15 protein-coding genes and 1 tRNA gene are annotated in these 16,109 nt (G+C 70.6%); 8 read left to right on the plus strand and 8 right to left on the minus strand.

Annotation, left to right across the window (positions count from 1 at the left end):
* Window positions 1-5: 5 nt before the first annotated feature.
* The gene (locus tag DCE93_RS03630; protein ID WP_108594682.1) at window positions 6-497 is read right to left on the minus strand and encodes a MarR family winged helix-turn-helix transcriptional regulator; all 492 of its coding nucleotides are present in this window, start codon (window positions 495-497) and stop codon (window positions 6-8) included.
* A gap of 116 nt (window positions 498-613) precedes the next feature.
* On the opposite strand from DCE93_RS03630, the gene DCE93_RS03635 reads away from it, so the two are divergent.
* From DCE93_RS03635 to DCE93_RS03655, 5 genes are all read left to right on the plus strand, one after another.
* A tRNA-Gln gene (locus DCE93_RS03635) sits at window positions 614-685 on the plus strand.
* 42 nt (window positions 686-727) lie between these two features.
* On the plus strand, window positions 728-2,173 hold the full coding sequence (gene glmU / locus DCE93_RS03640; RefSeq protein ID WP_108594683.1) for a bifunctional UDP-N-acetylglucosamine diphosphorylase/glucosamine-1-phosphate N-acetyltransferase GlmU: 1,446 nt from the start codon (window positions 728-730) through the stop codon (window positions 2,171-2,173).
* A gap of 34 nt (window positions 2,174-2,207) precedes the next feature.
* Window positions 2,208-3,185 (plus strand): ribose-phosphate diphosphokinase, encoded by a 978-nt coding sequence (locus DCE93_RS03645; RefSeq protein ID WP_108594684.1) that lies wholly within the window; start codon window positions 2,208-2,210, stop codon window positions 3,183-3,185.
* Window positions 3,186-3,195: 10 nt separating this feature from the next.
* A complete protein-coding gene (locus DCE93_RS03650; protein WP_108594685.1) occupies window positions 3,196-4,896 on the plus strand; it encodes a long-chain-fatty-acid--CoA ligase in 1,701 nt (566 codons plus the stop codon).
* 3 nt (window positions 4,897-4,899) lie between these two features.
* A complete protein-coding gene (locus DCE93_RS03655) occupies window positions 4,900-5,433 on the plus strand; it encodes a hypothetical protein (protein WP_108594686.1) in 534 nt (177 codons plus the stop codon).
* Window positions 5,434-5,457: 24 nt separating this feature from the next.
* Here DCE93_RS03655 and DCE93_RS03660 read toward each other — a convergent pair whose 3' ends face one another.
* The 4 genes from DCE93_RS03660 to gndA all read right to left on the minus strand — a co-directional run bounded on the left by DCE93_RS03660 (window position 5,458) and on the right by gndA (window position 8,096).
* Window positions 5,458-5,826 (minus strand): hypothetical protein, encoded by a 369-nt coding sequence (locus tag DCE93_RS03660; RefSeq protein WP_108594687.1) that lies wholly within the window; start codon window positions 5,824-5,826, stop codon window positions 5,458-5,460.
* Complete coding sequence (locus DCE93_RS03665) at window positions 5,823-6,161, minus strand: DUF202 domain-containing protein (RefSeq protein ID WP_108594688.1); 339 nt, start codon at window positions 6,159-6,161, stop codon at window positions 5,823-5,825. The genes DCE93_RS03660 and DCE93_RS03665 overlap by 4 nt, the downstream gene beginning before the upstream one ends.
* 24 nt (window positions 6,162-6,185) lie before the next feature.
* Window positions 6,186-6,539, minus strand: a complete 354-nt coding sequence (locus DCE93_RS03670) for a YidH family protein (protein WP_108594689.1) — start codon at window positions 6,537-6,539, stop codon at window positions 6,186-6,188.
* 96 nt (window positions 6,540-6,635) lie between these two features.
* Window positions 6,636-8,096, minus strand: a complete 1,461-nt coding sequence (gene gndA, locus DCE93_RS03675) for an NADP-dependent phosphogluconate dehydrogenase (RefSeq protein WP_276329510.1) — start codon at window positions 8,094-8,096, stop codon at window positions 6,636-6,638.
* A 341-nt stretch (window positions 8,097-8,437) separates the two neighbouring features.
* On the opposite strand from gndA, the gene DCE93_RS03680 reads away from it, so the two are divergent.
* Both DCE93_RS03680 and pth read left to right on the plus strand, forming a co-directional pair.
* Window positions 8,438-9,070, plus strand: coding sequence for a 50S ribosomal protein L25/general stress protein Ctc (locus DCE93_RS03680; protein WP_205647469.1), 633 nt, complete (start codon window positions 8,438-8,440; stop codon window positions 9,068-9,070).
* Between the two features lie 100 nt (window positions 9,071-9,170).
* Window positions 9,171-9,800: an aminoacyl-tRNA hydrolase gene (gene pth / locus DCE93_RS03685; protein ID WP_108594691.1), complete on the plus strand. Its 630-nt coding sequence runs from the start codon at window positions 9,171-9,173 to the stop codon at window positions 9,798-9,800.
* Window positions 9,801-9,810: 10 nt separating this feature from the next.
* Here the strand turns inward: pth and DCE93_RS03690 are convergent, their stop codons facing one another.
* A complete protein-coding gene (locus tag DCE93_RS03690) occupies window positions 9,811-10,551 on the minus strand; it encodes an RNase H family protein (RefSeq protein ID WP_108594692.1) in 741 nt (246 codons plus the stop codon).
* A gap of 137 nt (window positions 10,552-10,688) precedes the next feature.
* Here DCE93_RS03690 and mfd point away from each other — a divergent pair, with 137 nt between their 5' ends.
* Window positions 10,689-14,402 carry a transcription-repair coupling factor gene (gene mfd / locus DCE93_RS03695; protein WP_108594693.1) on the plus strand — a complete coding sequence of 1,238 codons (3,714 nt, stop codon included), beginning with the start codon at window positions 10,689-10,691 and terminating at the stop codon, window positions 14,400-14,402.
* Window positions 14,403-14,440: 38 nt separating this feature from the next.
* Here the strand turns inward: mfd and DCE93_RS03700 are convergent, their stop codons facing one another.
* Together DCE93_RS03700 and DCE93_RS03705 are read right to left on the minus strand one after the other, a co-directional pair.
* Window positions 14,441-14,737, minus strand: a complete 297-nt coding sequence (locus DCE93_RS03700) for a hypothetical protein (protein WP_108594694.1) — start codon at window positions 14,735-14,737, stop codon at window positions 14,441-14,443.
* A 20-nt stretch (window positions 14,738-14,757) separates the two neighbouring features.
* A complete protein-coding gene (locus tag DCE93_RS03705) occupies window positions 14,758-15,957 on the minus strand; it encodes a Na+/H+ antiporter NhaA (protein ID WP_108594695.1) in 1,200 nt (399 codons plus the stop codon).
* Window positions 15,958-16,109: the final 152 nt, after the last annotated feature.

Here is a 16,109-nt window from a genome sequence, read left to right on the forward strand (position 1 = left end):
CGCGATCAGTCGAACCCGAGGCTGAGCTTCCTGAGCAGGTCGGCGAGCCGCTTCTGCTCCGCCGCGGGCAGGCTCCTGAGCAGCTCCGCCTCGGCGTCGACGAGGCGCGTGATCGCGGCATCGACGCGGGTGAGCCCCGCCGAGGTCATCTCGACGAGGATGCCGCGCCCGTCGTTCGGGTCGGTCTGCCGGTTGACGAGGCCCCGTTCGACCAGCCGGTCGATGCGGTTCGTCATCGTGCCGCTCGAGACGAGCGTCTGCTGCAGCAACTGCTTCGGTGAGAGGCGGTACGGCGTACCGGCGCGGCGGAGGGCCGAGAGCACGTCGAACTCCGACGACTCGAGTTCCGAACGGGCGAAGGCCTGCCGTCTCGCACGGTCGAGGTGCTTCGAGAGCCGCGCGACGCGCGAGAGCACCTGGAGCGGGGAGAAATCGAGGTCGGGGCGCTCGCGTTCCCAGTCGTCGACGATCCGGTCGACCTCGTCAGCATCCGTCATCCAGTCATTATCGCGTGGTCGATCAGAATGAGGCCGCGAGAGTTCGACGCATACCACGGGGTGCCCGCCAGCTCATGGCAGACTGGTTCTCGCAGACGGGCCTCGGCCCCGAGCGGTCCGCCATAGTGTAACGGCAGCACGGCAGCCTTTGGAGCTGTTCGGTCCAGGTTCGAATCCTGGTGGCGGAGCTGGAACCGCCGTGCCCTTTGCATCCCACCAGGAAGACGCGAATGACCGACCAGAACCTTGCCATCATCGTCCTCGCCGCCGGGCAGGGCACACGCATGAAGTCCGCGGTGCCGAAGCTCCTGCACCCGCTCGCCGGAGCGCCGATCGTCGCCCACGTGCTCGCCACGGCGCGCGCGCTCGACGCGGAGCACATCGTCGCCGTGGTGCGCCACGAACGCGACCTCGTCGCCGCGGTGATCGAGGCCGAACTGCCGGGCACCGTGATCGTCGACCAAGACGAGATTCCGGGCACGGGCCGCGCCGTCGAGCAGGCGATCGCCGCGATCCCCGCCGATTTCGGTGGTGAGGTGCTCGTGCTGAACGGCGACGTGCCGCTCCTGAACGCCGACACGCTCGCCGCGTTCCTCGAACAGCACCGGGCGGATGCTGCGGCGGCATCCGTGCTCTCCGCGGTCTACGACGACCCCTCCGGTTACGGCCGCATCGTGCGCGACACCGCCGGCCGCTTCGACCGCATCGTCGAGCAGAAGGACGCGAGCGACGACGAGCGCGCCATCGCCGAGATCAACGCGGGCATCTACGCCTTCGGTGCAGCGGCGCTCCGCGACCAGCTCGCGAACCTCACGACCGACAACGCGCAGGGCGAGAAGTACCTCACCGACGTGATCGGCCTGCTCCGCGCAGCGGGGTCCGAGGTCGAGGCGGTGCCGGTCTCCGAGCCGTGGCTCGTCGCCGGCATCAACGACCGGGCCCAGCTCTCCGAGACCGCGGCCCGGCTGAACGCCCTCATCGTGCGCGGCTGGCAGCTGAGCGGCGTCACCATCGAAGACCCCGCGACGACGTGGATCGATCTCGCCGTGCGCATCGAGCGCGATGTGACCATTCGCCCCGGCACGCAGCTGAAGGGGGCGACCGCCATCGCCACCGGAGCCATCATCGGGCCCGATACGACCCTCCGCGACTGCGAGATCGGCGAGAACGCCGACGTGAAGCGCACGGACGCCACCCTCGCGGTCGTCGGCCCCGGGGCATCCGTCGGCCCGTTCTCGTTCCTGCGGCCGGGCACCGTGCTCGGCGCCGACGGCAAGATCGGGGCCTTCGTCGAGACGAAGAACGCCGACATCGGCGCGGGCAGCAAGGTGCCGCACCTCTCGTACATCGGCGACACGACGATCGGCGAGCACTCGAACGTCGGCGCCGGTTCCATCACGGCCAACTACGACGGGGTGAGCAAGCACCGCACCGAGATCGGCTCGCACGTGCGCACCGGGTCGCACGGGGTGTTCGTCGCGCCCGTTAGGATTGCTGACGGGGTCTATACGGGCGCCGGAACCGTCGTCCGCAAAGACGTTCCCATGGGTGCGCTCGCCGTGAACGTGGCCCCGCAACGCAATATCGAGGGATGGGTCCAGAAGCACCGAGCAGGTACCGCGGCTGCAGAGGCAGCTGATGGCGCCGTCGTGGCCTCCGGCCCCGCCGCCGACTGACGCACCGGCTGAGGCGGGTGGAGAGGACAACCACATGTCGGGAATCGAGACCACCGGATCCAAACGCCTCGTCTTGGTGTCAGGGCGCGCGCACCCCGCGCTCGCCCAGGAGATCGCCGAGGAGCTCGGGTCCGAGCTCGTGCCGACCGATGCACGCACCTTCGCCAACGGCGAGATCTACGCTCGCTACGACGAGAGCGTGCGTGGCTCCGACGCCTTCGTCATCCAGTCGCACACCTCGCCCATCAACGAGTGGCTCATGGAGCAGCTCATCATGATCGACGCGCTCAAGCGCGCGTCGGCCAAGCGCATCACCGTCGTGGCGCCCTTCTACCCCTACGCCAGGCAAGACAAGAAGGGCCGCGGCCGCGAGCCGATCTCAGCCCGTCTCGTCGCCGACCTGTTCAAGGCGGCGGGCGCCAACCGCATCATGTCGATCGACCTGCACGCGGCGCAGATCCAGGGCTTCTTCGACGGCCCCGTCGACCACCTCTTCGCCATGCCGGTGCTGCTCGAGTACTTCAAGGAGAAGCTCGACCCGGCGACCCTCGCAGTGGTCTCGCCCGACATGGGCCGGGTGCGCGTCGCCGACATCTGGAGCGACAAGCTCGGCGCCCCGCTCGCCATCATCCACAAGCGCCGCGACCCCCTCGTGCCGAACCAGGTCTCGGTGCACGAGATCGTCGGAGAGGTCGAGGGCCGGGTGTGCCTGCTCGTCGACGACCTCATCGACACGGGTCGCACGATCGTGAGGGCCGCCGAGGCGCTCAAGGCCAACGGCGCGCTCGGCGTCGTCGTCGCGGCGACGCACGCGGTCTTCTCCGCTCCGGCCACGGAGATCCTGCAGAGCGAGTTCATCGACCGGGTCGTCGTCACCGACACCCTGCCGGTTCCCGAAGAGAAGCGCTGGGACCGCCTCACCATCCTGCCGATCGCGCCGCTGCTCGCGCGCGCCATCCACGAGGTGTTCGAAGACGGTTCGGTCACGAGCATGTTCGACGGCGCGGCGTAGCCGGCCGCCCATGGCGATCACGACGCCTCGCCCCTGGCTCACGAGCTACGCCGACGGCGTGCCGAGCGACCTCCCGGCCGAGACGGGGTCGCTCGCCGACCTCATCAGCGCCTCGGTCGAGGCGTACCCCGACCACGTCGCCCTCGAGTTCTTCGGGCGCACCACGAGCTACGCCGAGCTCGGCGAGCAGATCGAGCGCGCCGCCGAGGGGCTGCGGCTGCTCGGCGTGCAGAAGGGCGACCCGGTCGGGCTCGTGCTGCCCAACTGCCCGCAGCACATCGTCGCGTTCTACGCGGTGCTGCGCCTCGGGGCGATCGTCGTCGAGCACAACCCGCTGTACACGCCGCGCGAGCTGCGTCACCAGTTCGAAGACCACGGCGCGCGCGTCGTCATCGCGTGGAACAACGTCGTCGAGACGATTCAGGCGTTCCCGGCGGATGTCGCGGTGCAGACGATCGTCTCGGTCGACGTGACCCGGGCGATGCCCTTCTCGATGCGGGCGATGCTGCGCCTGCCGATCGCGAAGGCCCGCGAGTCGCGCGCGGCGCTCACGACGAGCGTGCGCGGCACGACGAACTGGGAGAAGATCGTCGGCGCCGAGCCGGTCGACGCGCACATCATCGGCCCGGTCGTCTCGGATGTCGCCGTGATCCAGTACACGAGCGGCACGACCGGCAGCCCGAAGGGCGCGGCGCTCACGCACGCGAACCTCGGTGCGAACGCCGCGCAGGCCCGCGCGTGGGTGCCCGAGATCGAGCGCGGCACGGCCGTCGTCTACGCGGTGCTGCCGATGTTCCACGCCTACGGCCTCACGCTCTGCCTCACCTTCGCGATGAGCATGGGCGCCCGGCTCGTGCTCTTCCCGAAGTTCGAGCCCGATCTCGTGCTGAAGGTCGTGAAGCGGCACCCGCCGACGTTCCTGCCGGCAGTGCCGCCGATCTACGAACGGCTCACGAAGGCCGCGGCCGCCGAGGGCGTCTCGCTCGACGGCATCCGCATCGCGATCTCGGGGGCGATGCCGCTCTCGGCCGACGTCGTCGAGCCGTGGGAGGCCGCGACGGGCGGCTACCTCGTCGAGGGCTACGGCCTCTCGGAGTGCTCGCCCGTGCTCATGGCGAATCCGGTCGCGCCGAACCGCAAGGCGGGCACGGTCGGCCTGCCGCTGCCGTCGACCGAGGTGCGCGTCGTCGACCCCGAGTCCCCGGGCACCGATGTCGCGACCGGCGCCGAGGGCGAGCTCATCGTGCGCGGCCCGCAGGTGTTCTCCGGGTACTGGCTGAAACCCGAAGAGACCGAGGCGGTCTTCGTGCCGGCGACCGACGGCGGCGCCGACTGGTTCCGCACCGGCGACATCGTCTCGATCGACGACGACGGCTTCGTGAGCATCGTCGACCGCATCAAGGAGCTCATCATCACGGGCGGCTTCAACGTCGCGCCGAGCGAGGTCGAAGAGGCGCTCCGGGCGCATCCCGACGTCGACGACGTCGCCGTGGTCGGCCTCCCCGATGCGCACTCGGGCGAGCAGGTCGTCGCGGTCGTCGTGCTTCGCGACGGAGCCGCGCTCGACGAGCGGGCGCTGCGCGACTTCGCCCGCGACGGGCTGACGCCCTACAAGGTGCCGAAGCGCATCGTGCAGGCCGACGAGCTGCCGAAGTCGCTCATCGGCAAGGTGCTGCGCCGAGAGGTGCGCAACGAGCTCCTGAACGGCTGAGACGTGCCGTTCCTCTCCGCCGACACCGCCCGCGCACTCGCCGAACTCGTAGCGCTCGATGCGCTCGACGGGCACGAAGGGCACGACGGGCACGCCTCGAATGCAGACGACGAAGCGGATGCCTCGGCGCTCGAGCGGCTCCGCGGCATCCGCTCGCTCGTCGCCGCCCTCGAAGCCGACCCCGCATCGCTCGCCTCGGTGCGCGAGTCGCTCCGGGCCGGGCGCAGCTGGGAGGAGATCGCGGATGCCGCGGGCCTCAGCCCCTCGGCGGCGAAGTACCGATGGGCGGGCGACGACGACGAGATCGCCGCGCGACACGAGGCGAGCCGCAAGCGCAAGCGCGAACGGCCCTCGAGCGTGCCGACCGACCTGCCCGGACTCTCGGTCGCCGAGGCCGCCGAGCGGCTCGGAGTGACGCCGCAGGCGATCTACCAGCGGGTCACCCGCGGGCTGCTGCGCGCCGAGACCGTGGAGCTGCCCGACGGGCGCAAGTACAAGCGGGTCTTCCCCGAGGAACCGAGACCCGACGAGCCGTGACCCGGTCGTCGCGCGCGCTCGCGCTCAGGCGTCGCGCTCGTCGTCGTCGATCGGGCGAGGCGCACCGGGCAGCAGCCCGAGTTCGGCGATGAGCGTCTCGCCCCCGCTCGCGGCGACCGAGTAGCACTGCCAACCCGCGCCGGTGCGGCCGAACAGCTCGAACGAGACCCGGGCGCCGGTGGCATCCGTGTCGAACTGCGCGACGTACACGGCGCAGGCGCGCTGCGCCGCCGAGTGCGCCGTGCCGTACACCGAGAGCACGAGCGGCAGCAGCAGGGCGCCGAGCGCGACGAGCACCGTGATGCGCAGGGCACGGCGGCGTCGCTCGCCGTAGACGGGACCCCGCGAGTCGTCGTCGTCGGCCCCATGCAACTCGGGGTGCGGCTCGATCACGACGTGCCGCCGGAGAAGATCGAGGCGATGCCGCCGATGCTCGCGAGCAGGGTGGCGACCGCGACGCCGATGAGCGCGCCGCGCGGGGGAGTGATCACGAGCCGGTGCCCCGTGAGCTGACGGCGCCGCACCGTGCCGACCGCCACGGCGGCACCGGATGCCGCGAACAGCAGCGCCCCGACCGCGACGAGCCCGGCGTCGCCGGCCACGAAGCCCGCCCGCATCGAGAGCAGGGCGTTGATCGCGATGGTCAGGGCGGTGCGGCTCCACGCGAGCGCGGTGCGCTCGGGCTGCAGCGCGGGATCGCCCGGGGCGGGGATGCTGTAGACGGCCATGTCAGTCGTTCACCGGATCGGCACTCAGGTCACGAGCAGCATCACGACGAGTACGGCGCTCGTCAGGAGGCACACCGCGGCCAGCGCCGGCAGCACCCAGCTGAACGGCAGCGGCCGACCGGTGCGGATCGCGATCTCGTTGCCGCGCCATCGCGTGTAGGAGACGACGCTGAGCACGGCGGCCACGACGCCGAGGCCGGTCGACAGCACCGTGACGACCAGACGCGGGTCGAGCTCGGTCGCGAACTGGTGCAGCAGCACCCCGCCCGCGAGGAGCGCCAGCGCCGTGCGGATCCAGGCGAGGAACGTGCGTTCGTTCGCGAGGGTGAACCGGTAATCGGGCTGATGGCCCTCTTCATGCCACTTCGGCTCGCGCATGCACCTGCTCCATCTCGCTCAGCTCGATCTCGTCAGCTCGCCTCGGTCGATCCCGGTCGGCCCCGCCGCGGTCGGCTCGACTCCGGCCAGCCCGCCTCAGTGCGAGGAGGGCGTCGTCTCGATCTCCGAGCGGTCGCCCGACCAGAGGGTGTGGAAGACGCCGGGCTTGTCGACCCGCATGTAGGTGTGGGCGCCGAAGAAGTCGCGCTGCCCCTGGATGAGCGCGGCGGGCAGCCGCGGTGCGCGCAGGCCGTCGTAGTACGCGAGCGACGACGAGAACGCGGGCGTCGGGATGCCGGCCTGCGCCGCGATCGCGACGACCCGGCGCCAGGCCTCCTGCGTGCCGGCGACGGCGTCGCGGAAGTACGGCGCGACGACGAGCGCGACGAGCGAGGGGTCATCGGCGTACGCCTCGGCGATGCGGTTCAGGAACCGGGCGCGGATGATGCATCCGGCACGCCAGATCTTGGCGATGTCGCCCTTCTTGACGTCCCAGCCGTACTGCTCGGCGCCCGCGACGATCTCGTCGAAGCCCTGCGAGTACGCGATGATCTTCGAGGCGTAGAGCGCACGGCGCACGTCTTCGATGAAGGCGTCGGCCTCGGCGCCCGCGACGCTCCACTCGGTCGACGGGCCCGGCAGGTCGACGGATGCCTCGCGCTGGGCGCGCTTCGAGGAGAGGCTGCGTGCGAACACCGCCTCGGCGATGCCGGAGGTCGGCACGCCGAGGTCGAGGGCGTTCTGCACGGTCCAGGCGCCGGTGCCCTTCGCGCCGGCCTCGTCGAGGATGACGTCGACGAGCGGAAGGCCCGTCGCGGCATCCGTCTGGCGGAGCACCTCGGCGGTGATCTCGATGAGGTAGCTCTCGAGCTCGCCCGTGTTCCACTCGGCGAAGATCTCGGCGATCTCGGCGGGGGACTTGCCGGTGCCCTGGCGGATGAGGTCGTAGGCCTCGGCGATGAGCTGCATGTCGGCGTACTCGATGCCGTTGTGCACCATCTTGACGAAGTGGCCGGCGCCGTCGGTGCCGACGTGGGTGACGCACGGCTCGCCCTCGGCTACCGCGGCGATCGACGCGAGGATCGGGCCCAGGGTCTCGTACGACTCGACCGAGCCGCCGGGCATGATCGAGGGGCCGTTCAACGCGCCCTCTTCGCCGCCCGAGATGCCGGTGCCGACGAAGTGGATGCCCGTGGGGCTGATCTCCGCCTCGCGGCGGATCGTGTCGTGGAAGTTCGCGTTGCCGCCGTCGACGATGATGTCGCCCGGCTCGAAGCGGGAGACGAGCTCGGAGATGACCGCGTCGGTGCCCTTGCCTGCCTGCACCATGATGATCGCCGTGCGGGGCTTCGCGAGCGAGGCCACGAAGTCGTCGTAGCTCTCGGAGGCGACGAAGCCGGCCTCGGGGTGCTCGCCCGTCAACGTCTGCGTGCGCTCGGGCGAGCGGTTGAACACGGCGACCGTGTTGCCCTCGCGGCTCGCGAGGTTGCGGGCGAGGTTCGAGCCCATGACCGCGAGTCCGACGACGCCGATGTTTGCTGATGGGGTGACAGGCACGAATGTTCTCCTCGACACGGGATGGGTTCGTCATCCAGCGTAGTGTGAGCGGCCCTCACCGTTGCGCGGTATTGCCGGGGAGCTCGGGCGCACTCCGCGCCCGCGGCGGGCTGGTAGACTTCATGGTCGGTCATGTGCTCCCTCGGGTGCGATGACCGTGGACTTCGGCGAGGGAGGCCCTGGTTCGTCCGCGAGAGCGGGCGCGAGGGGCATCCGTGATCGACGCGGTAGGAGCAGGCTCCACGGCTTTTCCTCACGCCTCTGCGCAGCTCGGCTGCGCGCGTTCGAGTCGAGAACAACAGACACACGATCTGGGCCGTGAGCCCGCAAGGAGAGACATCATGGACGAAGACAACAAGGTCATCGCAGACACGCGCGAATCCTTCGGCAAGGGCGCGGCCCGCAAGCTGCGCGCCACCGGCAAGATCCCCGCAGTGGTCTACGGCCACGGCACCGCCCCGAAGCACATCGCGCTGCCCTCGCACCAGATCGGCCTGCTGCTGCGCAAGGCGAACGCCGTGCTCGACCTGCAGATCGACGGCGAGAGCCAGCTCGCCCTCGTGAAGGACGTGCAGAAGGACCCGGTGCACCAGATCATCGAGCACCTCGACCTCATCGTCATCAAGCGCGGCGAGAAGGTCCAGGTCGAGGTTCCCGTGCACGTCGAGGGTGAGACCGCGGCCGGCACGATCGCCGACCTCGACCAGCACACGCTCTCGCTCGAGGCCGAGGCGACCCACATCCCCGAGCGCGTCGTCGTCAACGTCGAGGGCCTCGAAGAGGGCACCCAGATCCTCGCCGGCGCCGTCGAGCTGCCCAAGGGCTCGACGCTCCTCTCCGACCCCGAGGCGCTCGTCGTCAACGTGCACACGCCGCAGAAGGTCGACCTGGGCGAAGAGGCCGCTGAGGCCGCAGCCGAGGGCGAGGCCACCGAGGCTGCCGCCGAAGCGGCTGCGGAAGAGTCGGCCGAGTAGCACTCGCACCACCGCGTCGAGGCCCTGCCTCCCGCCACCCGGGTACGCTCGGAACGCGGGGTGCGGGGCCTCGCCCGTTCCACACTCGCTCGGAGGTCCGATGGGAATCCTCGATCTGCTGCGCCCGCGACGGAAGGACGACGCCGTGCCCCAGAACACCTGGCTCGTGGTCGGCCTCGGCAACCCCGGCGCGCAGTACGCCGGCAACCGGCACAACGTCGGCCAGATGGTCGCCGACGAGCTCGCCTCGCGCATCGGCGCGCCCTTCAAGAGCCACAAGACGCCGTCGCGCGTCGCAGAGGGCTTCCTCCGGCCCGGCGGCCCGAAGCTCGTCATCGCCAAGCCCAACAGCTTCATGAACACCTCGGGCGGGCCGGTGTCGGCCCTGCTGAAGTTCTACTCGCTCGACCCCGAGCACCTCATCGTCGTGCACGACGAGCTCGACCTGCCGTTCGACACCGTACGACTGAAGCAGGGCGGCGGACACGGCGGGCACAACGGGCTCCGCGACATCCAGAAGGCGACGGATGGCGCGCCCTTCGTGCGTGTGCGGGTCGGCATCGGCCGCCCGCCGGGCCGTCAGGATCCGGCGGACTTCGTGCTCAAGGACTTCTCGGGCGCCGAGCGCGAGACGCTGCCGAACCTGCTGTCGGATGCCGCGGACGCCGTCGAGACGGTCGCGGGCGATGGCCTGGTCGCCGCGCAGCAGCGCTTCCACGCGCCGAGCTGACGACGCCCGTTCAGATCAGTCCGCGGAGGAAGTCCTCGGGCGGCACGCCCTCGGCCTGGGCTCTGACACGGAGGCGGTCGAGCTCTTCGGTCGACAGCTCGAGGGTGATGCTGTGCCAGGCCTCGGGCTCGTCGTCGAGGCTGAACAGGGCGTCGTCGAGCCTGGGCTCGCTCACGAGCTCGGGTGCACTCACGAGCTCGGGCGCACTGACGTCGAGCTCGGGGGCGCCGAGGTCGACCGGTTCGAGCATGACCGCATCGAGCGGCGCTGCCGCCGAGCCCGTCTCGCAGGCGCCGCTCCATCCCGGACCTGACGGAATCTCGAGGCCGCGCTGGTACGCCTCGGCGACCGCGCGGGCACGCACGTCGGCGGCCTCGTTGAGCTCGTGGCCGACATGCCCCTTGACCCACTGGAAGCGGTAGCGGCGACCGGCCAGCTCCTCGTCGAGCTCCTGCAGCAGTTCGACGTTCATGACCGCCTTGCCATCGGCCTTGCGCCAGCCCTTGCGCTTCCAGCCGGGCATCCACTTCGTCACCGAGTTGATCACGTACTGGCTGTCGCAGAGCACGAGCAGCTCGTCGTCGAGGTGCGCCGTCGCACGGAAGAGCTCGAGCACGGCCTTCAGCTCGCCCTGGTTGTTGGTGGCGTGCTTCCAGCCGCCGGCACCCCAGCATGTGGCGTCGACGTACCAGGCCCAGCCGGCCGGGCCGGGGTTTCCGAGGGCCGATCCGTCGGCGGCTGCGGTGATCATTGCGGAGGGCCTCCTGGCGTTTCGTCTGCGGCGCCCATCGTATCGGCCGGTACCGACGTGCGCCCGGCGGCGGGACCACCGGTGCTGCCGCAGCGCGCCCCGGCCGCCGTGTCGGATGCGCCGCGTAGACTCGACGGGTGAACCTCCAGGGCTTTCTCACGGCGCTTTCGCGCGCCTCGACCGTCGATGCAGCGCTCGCCGAAGCCCTGAGAAACGCGGACTTCTCGGCTCCCGCAGGACTCGACGCCCCGCTCCTCGCCGGTCTGCTGCAGCGTCGCGCCGAAGCCGGCCTTCCGCCGGCGCTGCTCGTCATCACCGCCACGAGTCGCGAGGGCGAGTCGCTGAGGGCCTCCCTCGCGCCGTACCTGCCGGGCGGTGAGCTGCTCGAGTTCCCCGCGTGGGAGACGCTGCCGCACGAGCGGCTCAGCCCCTCGGCCGAGACCGTCGGCCGCCGGCTGCATGCGCTGCGGCGCATGCACGACTGGGCGGCGGCGGGCTCGCAGCATCCGCTCGTCGTCGTGGCCTCGGTGCGCGCGGCGCTGCAGCCGCTCGCCGACAACCTCGCCTCGCTCGAACCGGTCGAGCTCGTCGCCGGCGGGCGCGGTTACAACCTTGCCGAGCTCGCGGTCAAGCTCGTCGACCTCGCATATGCGCGAGTCGACATGGTCGCCCGTCGCGGTGAGTTCGCCGTGCGCGGCGGCATCCTCGATGTCTTCCCGCCCACCGCCGACCACCCCGTTCGCGTCGAGTTCTTCGGCGACGAGGTCGAAGAGCTGCGCGCGTTCTCGGTGGCCGACCAGCGTTCGCTGCCCGATCCGATCGAACGCGTGACCCTGCCGCCGAGTCGCGAGCTGCTGCTCACCGAGCCGGTGCGGCAGCGGGCCCGCGAGATGGTGCACGAGTTCCCGAGCCTCTCGGCGCTGCTCGAGAAGGTGTCGGAGGGCATCCCCGTCGAGGGCATGGAGTCGCTCGCGCCGGCGCTGCTCGACCGGCTCGTGCCGCTCAGCCACTATCTTCCCGAGGGTGCGGCCGTGGCGGTGCTCGAGCCCGAGCGGGTCGCCGGCCGGGCGGTCAGCCTCGGCGAGACGAACCGCGAGTTCCTCGGCGCTGCATGGAGCGCCGCGACGGCCGGCGCCGACGCGCCCATCGACCTCGCGGCCGGCGACTTCCTCACTGTTCGCCAGCTTCGGGATGCCGCGCTGTTCAGCGCTCCCGGCGAGCCCGATCCGCGACGCGTGTGGTGGAACTTCTCCGGCTTCGACATCGGCGACGCGGCCGAGGTGGTGGCCGCCGCCGGCGGTGAGGCCGCGGCTCACGTCGCCGGCGCATCCACGACCGTGCGGGTCGCCGCGAACGCAATGCCGAGCTTCCAGGGCAATGTGGCCGGCGCCGTCGACCACGCGGCCGAACGCCTGCGCGAGGGGTGGAGCCTCGTCGTGGCCGCCGCCGGTCACGGCCTCGTCGAGCGCGCACGCGACGTGCTCGCCGAGGCCGGGCTCGCCGCCCGCATCGTCGACGAGGTGCCGCCCGAGCTCGAGCCCGGCGTGGCGTACCTCGTGCAGGCCGACGCCGCGCACGGCTACGAGGTGCCCGAGGTGAAGCTCGGCCTGCTCGCCGAGGCCGAGTTCTACGGGCGCGCGGCCGGCTACGACGCCCGCCAGGGCAAGAAGCTCGCGAGCCGCCGCCGCAACGTCGTCGACCCGTTGCAACTGAAGGCCGGCGACTACGTCGTGCACCAGACGCACGGCATCGGCAAGTTCATCGAAATGGTCCAGCGCGAGGTGGCCACGGGCTCGCGGCCCACCGGCCCGAGCCGCACCGCCGGCATTCAGCAGCAGCCGACCGCGGTGCGCGAGTACCTCGTGATCGAGTACGCCCCGTCGAAACGCGGCCAGCCCGGCGACCGGCTCTTCGTACCGACCGACCAGCTCGACCTGCTCTCACGGTACGTCGGCGGCGAGGCGCCGTCGCTCTCGAAGATGGGCGGCAGCGACTGGTCGCAGACCAAGGGCCGTGCGCGCAAGGCGGTGCGCGACATCGCGGTCGAGCTCGTGAAGCTCTATTCGGCGCGCATGGCGTCGAAGGGCCACGCGTTCGGCCCCGACACCCCGTGGCAGCACGAGCTCGAAGAGGCCTTCCCGTTCACCGAGACGCCCGACCAGGTGCAGACCATCGACGAAGTGAAGGCCGACATGGAACGGTCGATCCCGATGGATCGCCTGCTCGCGGGCGACGTCGGCTTCGGCAAGACCGAGGTCGCGGTGCGCGCGGCGTTCAAGGCGATCCAAGACGGCAAGCAGGTCGCGATGCTCGTGCCGACGACCCTGCTCGTCAAGCAGCACCTCGAGACCTTCAGCGAGCGGTTCGCGGGCTTCCCCGTGCACGTGCGCGCCCTCAGCCGCTTCCAGTCCGACAAAGAGGCGCGCGAGACGATCGCAGGTCTGGCCGACGGCACGGTCGACATGGTCATCGGCACGCACCGCATCCTCACCGAGAAGGTGAAGTTCAAAGACGTCGGCCTCGTCATCATCGATGAGGAGCAGCGCTTCGGCGTCGAGCACAAAGACGCTCTGAAGAAGCTGAAGACCAACGTCGACATCCTCGCGATGAGCGCGACGCCGATCCCGCGGTCACTCGAGATGGCGGTCACGGGCATCCGCGAGATGTCGACGCTCGCGACACCGCCCGAAGACCGGCACCCGATCCTCACCTTCGTCGGGCCGTACTCCGAGCAGCAGGTCGCCGCGGCGATCCGCCGCGAGATGCTGCGCGAAGGCCAGGTCTTCTTCGTGCACAATCGTGTCTCGTCGATCAACCGGGCCGCGGCCCAGCTCGCCGAGCTCGTGCCCGAGGCGCGCATCGCGGTGGCGCACGGGCAGCTGAACGAACACGTGCTCGAGCAGATCGTGGTCGACTTCTGGGAGCGCAAGTTCGACGTGCTCGTCTCGACGACGATCATCGAGACCGGCCTCGACATCTCGAACGCCAACACGATCATCATCGACCGCGCCGACAAGTACGGGCTCTCGCAGCTGCACCAGTTGCGCGGTCGCGTCGGTCGCGGCCGCGAGCGGGCGTACGCGTACTTCCTCTACGATCCCGCCAAGCCGCTCTCCGAGACCGCCCACGACCGGCTGTCGACGATCGCCGCGAACAACGAGCTCGGCAGCGGCATGCAGGTCGCGCTGAAAGACCTCGAGATCCGCGGCGCCGGCAACCTGCTCGGAGCCGAGCAGGCCGGCCACATCGCAGGCGTCGGCTTCGACCTCTACCTGCGCATGATCGGCGAAGCCGTCTCGGCGTTCCGCGGCGACGTCGCCACCGGGCAGACCGAGCTGCGGCTCGAGCTGCCCGTCGACGCGCACATCCCCGAAGAGTACGTCGACTCCGAGCGGCTGCGCCTCGAGGCGTACCAGAAGCTCTCGGCCGCGAGCGGGCCCGCCGCGAAAGACGGGCAGATCGACCAGGTGCTCGACGAGCTCGTCGACCGGTACGGCGAGCCGCCCGAGCAGGTCGAGCACCTCGTTGCGATCTCGCGGCTGCGCCGCCTGGCGCAGCTCGCCGGCCTCTCCGACGTCATCGCCACTGGCTCGAAGCTGCGCATCGCACCCGCGCACATTCCCGACTCGCGCCGGGTGCGGCTCGAGCGCATGTACCCCGGCGCCAAGCACTTCGCCCAGAACGACGTGATCCTCGTGCCCTTCCCGACGACGAACGGCGAACTGCCGGGCGACGCCGACCTCATCGAGTGGGTGTCACGACTGATCACGGCGATCTTCCCGATGCCCGAGGCGACGGCGACGGATGCCCCGGCGGCTGCGTCATCCGCGGCGGTGGCCGCGAGCGACTGAGCTGCTCCGACGGGCGGGCGCCGTCGCCGCGGCATCCGCTACGACGCCAGGTGGCCCCACTCGGCGAGGAACTCCTCGACCGTCATCCGTTCGAGGTCGGCATTGATCGCGCGGAGCAGCGCGTCGGCCTCATCCAGCGTGCCCGCCTTCGTGCGGATCACCGGGGCGTCCGAGTCCCTGCGTACGACGACGAGGTCGGCGATCGACGGGCCCCCGAGACCGCTCGTCTCGCCGGCGAGCAGCAACGCCGTGTGCACCGCCTTTCGGATGCCGTGAAGTCGACGTTCCTGGAGTTCAGCGCGAAGGTAGCGGGCGGCGGGCGTGCTGTCGCTCATCCGGCAAGTCTGGCACGGGCTCAGCGGGAGAACGCCCCGCCGACGCCCGCATGCCCGCCGCGACGGCGGTACTGCGCCGAGCGCACGCTCACGACGATGCCGGAGGCGACGATCGCGATGCCCGAGCCGAGCAGCACGGCGAGCGTGCCCTCGTCGGCGACCTCGGGGAGCCCGGCGAACGCGAGCTCGTTCATGAGCAGCGACACCGTGAAGCCGATGCCGCCGAGCGTGCCCACGACGAACAGGTCGCCGAAGGTGAGCGGGATCCCGGAGCGTCGCCGCGCCACGAGCACCCCGAGTCCGCCGGCCACCATGATGCCGATGATCTTGCCCACCGGCAGTCCGATGAGGATGCCCCAGAACGCCGGGTCGAGCTCGCTCGGCCGCACTTGCGGAATCGCGACCATGGCCGCCGAGAACGCGAAGAGGGGCAGGATGATGCCGTTCGACCACGGCTCGAGCGCGTGCACCGCGCGGCCGCCCGGCCGACGGGCCATGACGAGCCCGAGCGCGACGCCGGCGATCGTCGCGTGCACGCCCGACCGGTAGACGAAGTACCAGGCGAGCACCGCGAGCACGGTGAGCACGACGGCGATCGGCCACTGCGGGCGGCGGGCGAGGATCCATGCGGACCGGGGCTTCAGCATGCGACTGACCGCGCCGAAGAGCGCGATCGCGATGCCCGCGAATCCGAGCGACGCGAGATCGGCATCGCTCGTGAAGAAGAAGGCGATGATCAGGATCGCGATGAGGTCGTCGAGCACGGCGAGCGCGAGCAGGAACACGCGCACCCGGGTCGGGATCCAGGTGCCGAACATCGCGAGCACTCCGAGCGCGAAGGCGATGTCGGTCGCCGTGGGGATGGGCCATCCGTTCGCCGTCTCGGTGCCCCCCGTGAAGGCGAGGAAGATGAGCGCCGGCGCGACGACGCCGCCGACCGCGGCGATCGCCGGAAGCAGCGCCTTCGAGAGCGAGTTGAGCTCGCCGATGACGAGCTCGCGTTTGAGCTCCACGGCGACGATGAAGAAGAAGACCGCGAGCAGCCCGTCGCTGATCCAGTGCCCGGCCGAGAGGTCGAGGCCGAGCCACGGCAGCTCGATGTGCTCGTTCTTCAGTTCGATGAGCGCGGGCCCGAACGACAGGTTCGCGATCACGAGGCCGAGCATCGCGGCGATGAGGAGGAGGGCTGCCGACCAGCGCTCCGAGCGGAGGAAGTTCATGTGGGACTCCAGGAAGTCTCGTGCACGAGCTCTGCGGAGAACGCGTGCGACGTCGGTTGGGCGATGACGGCGGTCTCCCGCCGGCCGACCAGACTTCCCGGCGCTCCTGAAGGAACTCTACCGGCCACGTGCGCCCGTGCCCCGGCGCATCG

It is taken from the genome of Agromyces badenianii (genome assembly GCF_003070885.1).
Lineage (GTDB): Bacteria > Actinomycetota > Actinomycetes > Actinomycetales > Microbacteriaceae > Agromyces > Agromyces badenianii.